4 protein-coding genes and 1 pseudogene are annotated in these 4,862 nt (G+C 47.4%); 4 read left to right on the top strand and 1 reads right to left on the bottom strand.

The features are described 5' to 3' along the window. The 4 genes and pseudogenes from WG89_RS31355 to WG89_RS25080 all read left to right on the top strand — a co-directional run. Window positions 1-221: pseudogene (locus tag WG89_RS31355) on the top strand (IS1595 family transposase); the annotation flags it as partial. A gap of 488 nt (window positions 222-709) precedes the next feature. Continuing rightward, window positions 710-2,002 carry an NCS2 family permease gene (locus tag WG89_RS25070; RefSeq protein WP_062270420.1) on the top strand — a complete coding sequence of 431 codons (1,293 nt, stop codon included), beginning with the start codon at window positions 710-712 and terminating at the stop codon, window positions 2,000-2,002. A 175-nt stretch (window positions 2,003-2,177) separates the two neighbouring features. After that, window positions 2,178-3,263, top strand: coding sequence for a tRNA (uridine(54)-C5)-methyltransferase TrmA (gene trmA, locus WG89_RS25075; protein WP_062270421.1), 1,086 nt, complete (start codon window positions 2,178-2,180; stop codon window positions 3,261-3,263). 192 nt (window positions 3,264-3,455) lie between these two features. Further along, window positions 3,456-4,649 carry a hypothetical protein gene (locus WG89_RS25080; RefSeq protein ID WP_062270422.1) on the top strand — a complete coding sequence of 398 codons (1,194 nt, stop codon included), beginning with the start codon at window positions 3,456-3,458 and terminating at the stop codon, window positions 4,647-4,649. A 22-nt stretch (window positions 4,650-4,671) separates the two neighbouring features. On the opposite strand, the gene WG89_RS31360 is transcribed toward WG89_RS25080, so the two are convergent. Further along, the coding region (locus WG89_RS31360; protein WP_216638555.1) for a hypothetical protein at window positions 4,672-4,862 on the bottom strand (191 nt) is incomplete at its 5' end.

Here is a 4,862-nt window from a genome sequence, read left to right on the forward strand (position 1 = left end):
CCGGTGAATATGCACGAGATGAGGACGGCGACGGTTTTCATGAGATTCATGTGAATACAATGGAGGGGTTCTGGTCGCTGTTGCGTTCCTGGTTGCGTCCTCATCGGGGTATATCACAAGAGAAGTTACCGCTGTATTTGGGTTTCTTCGAGTGCCTGCACAATATCAAGAAGCGCGGGAAAGCAGCTCTAACCGGTCTTCTGGGAGTGTTGTTTGGATAACTCCCCGGAATCCATTAAGAGCCTTAATATTTATACTGCAATGGGTGAATGGCAAAACTGTTGCTTGCATTACTCACTTATTCGGCAAACTGCTCAGTAATAACACCTGAAACACTTCCCATTCAGCCAAACAACTGTACAAATGTAGTGCTTTATCGAAATGTACTGTTTTTTCACAAACACTATTAAATTAACCACAGCTTCTGTGGATAACCCTGTTAATGGCTTCCCCCATCCTCTAGCAACCCCCTCTGCTACTTGCTTTTCAGCAAAGTGAACAATATTTATGCACACAAAAGTACGAGTACTACATGTTGGGGTGTTACAACTTTAAGACACAAGAGACGCCTGAAAGCTCTTTTTTCAAACTAAGAAATTGCCACCAGAAAGCGCGACATATCGAAAAAGGGACGACACTCATCGCATATTCCACTGAGTTGTAAAACTCGTTATCATTAAAAGCTTTTACTCCTGTGTGAAAATTCAGCATGTTAGAACGGCTATTCAAACTGAAAGAACATCAAACCGATGTTAAGACAGAAGTGCTGGCAGGCATTACCACATTCCTGACCATGGCTTACATTATTTTTGTAAACCCCAGCATGCTGGCAACCACCGGTATGGATCAGGGAGCAGTGTTTGTTGCCACCTGTGTAGCAGCTGCCATTGGCTGTATGATCATGGGCTTTTATGCCAACTACCCAATCGCACTGGCTCCGGGAATGGGCTTGAATGCTTTTTTCGCATTCACCGTTGTAGGCCAGATGGGATACAGCTGGCAGGTTGCACTGGGTGCGGTTTTCCTCTCTGGCGTCTGCTTCTTCGCACTGAGTGCTTTCAAGGTTCGAGAGTGGATCATTAACAGTATTCCTCTCTCTCTGCGTGGCGGTATTGCCGCAGGTATCGGTCTGTTCCTTGGTTTCATCGCGCTGCAGAATGCCGGCATTATCGTAGACAGCCCTGCCACGCTGGTGACTCTTGGAGATATGAGCTCCTGGGGCGCCATCATGACTTCCATTGGTTTTGCATTGATTGTCGCGCTTTACTACCGCAACGTCACAGGCTCTGTCATGATCGGCATTCTGGCTATCACCATCATCAGCCTGATTGCGGGTAAAGTCGAAATGAACGGTGTGGTGTCCATGCCACCCAGCGTAGCGCCTACCTTTCTGGAGCTGGACATTGCTGGTGCACTGGAAGTGGGAATGGTCAGCATTATCTTCTCATTCCTGTTTGTGGATCTTTTTGATACTTCAGGCACACTGGTCGCAGTTGCTCAAAAAGGTGATCTGCTGGATAAAGACGGCAAGTTCCCCCGCCTGGGCCGTGCCCTGATGGCTGACTCTGTTGCCAGTATGGCAGGTGCCGGTCTGGGTACTTCTACTACCACCAGCTATGTTGAAAGTGCTTCAGGTATCTCTGTTGGAGGTCGAACAGGCCTGACTGCCGTAGTGGTTGGCCTGTTGTTCCTGGGCTGCCTGTTCCTGTCACCCCTGGCTGCCATGGTTCCGGCTTATGCCACAGCACCGGCTCTGATTTTTGTGGCTGTACTGATGACTCACAGTATGTTCCAGATCAACTGGGATGACCTGACAGAAGCTGCTCCCGTAGTTATTGCAGCGGTATCAATGCCCCTGAGCTACTCCATCACCACCGGTATTGCTTTTGGCTTTATCTCCTACACTGCCATCAAACTGCTGAGTGGCCGGGCAAAAGATCTGAATGCAGCCCTGGTGATTCTATCTGTACTGTTTACCGTCAAGCTGGTCATGTTCAGCTAATGATCTGAAAACCGGTTTTCATCTTCTTAAAAGCGGCCCATAATATGGGCCGCTTTTATTTACATGGACGTAATGTACCCTGGAAATGCAGGAGCAATTTCCAGGGTTCTCTTTTAATGGGTATGAGCTTTGATCTCACTCTTATCCCCCTCAGTTCCAATTATCGAAGAAAACCATGTCATTAGCCGTTGTAGAACCTGAAAAATACGAAGACCAGCTGGCCGAAAAGGTGAGCCTTACCCGTGAAGAGTTTCAGGCTTTTGATATCCCTGAACTGGAGGTCTTCCGATCCAGGCCTGAGCATTACAGAATGCGTGCGGAATTCCGCATCTGGCATGAAGGGGAAAACAGCTATTACCGCATGTTCGACCCTGAAACCCGACAGCCCTTCAGCGTTGATCAGTTTCCCGCAGGCTCTGAGCGCATCAATGAGCTCATGATGCCGTTAATGAAGGATATTGAGCAGCAGGAAATTTTGCGCAAGAAACTTTTCCAGCTGGAATTCCTGACAACCCAGACCGGTGAAGCCCTGGTCAGTATGCTTTATCACAAACAGCTCAATGATGAATGGAACGATGCCGCCAAAAAACTTCAGGCAGCTCATAACATCAGCATTATTGGTCGTGCCAGAAAGCAGAAAATCGTACTGAACAGGGACTATGTTGTTGAGTCTCTGAATGTTCAGGGCAAGACCTATCAGTACACACAAGTTGAAAACAGCTTTACCCAACCCAATGCTGGCGTTAACGAACATATGCTGGGTTGGGCCAGTGATGTCTGTGCAGGTGCTAAAGGAGATCTTCTGGAGCTCTACTGTGGCAACGGAAACTTTACGTGCGTTCTGGCCGATCATTTTGACAAAGTTCTGGCGACCGAAATCTCCAAAACTTCAGTGAACTCTGCCCATGACAACTTTGAGCTGAATGGCATCAATAATGTGCAGATTGCCCGACTATCCAGTGAAGAATTCACTCAGGCCATGAACCGTGAGAGATTATTCAGACGTCTGCAGGATATTGATCTGGACAGCTACGAGGTATCCACCATTCTGGTAGACCCCCCAAGAGCGGGACTGGATGAAGGCACTGAAGCCCTGGTTCAGAATTTCGACAATATTGTTTACGTTTCCTGTAACCCGGAGACTCTGAAACAGAATCTGGAGAAGATCTCACAAACTCACAAGATTCAACGTATTGCTCTGTTTGACCAGTTCCCCTATACCCACCACCGGGAAATGGGCGTTTTCCTGACTCGAAAATAACTTAAAGCCAGCCTCAAGGTCATAGACTTCAGGCTCTATGACCTTTTCAAGCACTGATTTCTGTACCAGACTGTAGGGTCTGTTGAGGTTTTGTTTTACGGCTCAGTGCTGCCGAAGAACAAAACCTCAACAGACCCTAACCTGCCTCATAACCGGATAAAAACCAGTGGCAGGAATTCTAACGGAGTCAGAATGAAAAACTACCCAGCGTTGCTCTGCCTGTTGTTTATAACTCTTCTCTCGAGCTTTATCAGCTCCAGCGCCCTGGCAAGTAAAAACATCGATGTACTTCTGGTTGCCTATGACCAGGGAGAAAGCAATGCCTTTAAACAGCTCGAAGGCGCGCTGAAAAAGCAGGCTATAAATTATCGAATCCTATCGATGGGACGTGCCGCCGAGATTTTCAAAAATCACCCCCTGAATATCACGATCCCGGTTAAAAATGCCGAAGAGCTGAGAAATAACCGCGCTACATTCTGGCCCAGCCCTGCACTGATAGAGTTAACGCAGCGGATCAATGCCCAGATCGTATACTCAGGCATGGCCAGTGCAGCACAGGCACAGATTCTCAATCATATGAAAAGCAATGGCAGCTATACCCTGGCTTTTTATGACAACTTTGATCCCATTGTGAACAAGGAATATGTCCAACCATTTTTGAAGACCATTGAAACGGTTGACGAGTTTCACATCCCCAGTATCGCAACCCGACAGAGTTTCAGCGACTTACCCTTCTCCCCTGCACCTCTTTATACGGTTTCAGGCCAACCCGCCCTTGAAGCTTGGGATGATATCTATCGAAGAACAGACAATGGCCGTGTTCGGATGGAGCTTAACCTCGGCCCAAGACAGCCAGTGGTCGTATTTGCGGGAGGCTACGATGATTCTTACGAGGAGTATTTCAAAATTTTCATTGAAGCCACTCGACAAATCCCCTCTGTCACCTTTCTGGTGACCTATCACCCCAAGACCAATGGAGAGCTTGAGCGTCGCCTTATCAAAGAGAGGGCGTCCAGCAATGTCAGACTGTTGGATAAAAGTCGAAACTCAACAGCCGTTCTGACCAAACTGTCTGTTGCCGTTATGGTTCACAAGTCTTCCATTGGCACAATGGCACTGTATAAAGGTAAGCCTGTTATTTACATTGCTGAACCGGAGATGGATAACTTCCTGATTCGTAAAAAACTGGCTTTCCTGGCTTCTACGCCGGAAGAGGTTGTTAAGAACTTTGAAACCGCGATAGCTACCCATGACCAGTTTCTTTCCCTGGAAGCGATTGGCATGCCAGAAAAACCTTCCGAGTTTATTGCAACCAAACTTAAGGAATTCCTGAATGAGTCGCGACAATCTGCTTCTGATGGACAGTATTTTCCAATCCTGAAATGAGCCTGAAGGCAGGTACTACTACCTAACCCTCGGCTTGTCGCTCATGAACTAATTGAAACAGGATTTCTCTGGCTTGTTGCAGCTTTCTGGCCGCTTCATTATCGGTCATGGCTTCCGCTTTGTCCTTTAGTTGGTCCAGTGTAATCCCTTCTTTCAGGTACTGTTCTGGTTCCTTCAGTGACAGGAACTTTTCGTAAGGGGTCATCATGTTTT

It is taken from the genome of Endozoicomonas arenosclerae (assembly GCF_001562015.1).
Classification (GTDB): Bacteria; Pseudomonadota; Gammaproteobacteria; order Pseudomonadales; family Endozoicomonadaceae; genus Endozoicomonas_A; species Endozoicomonas_A arenosclerae.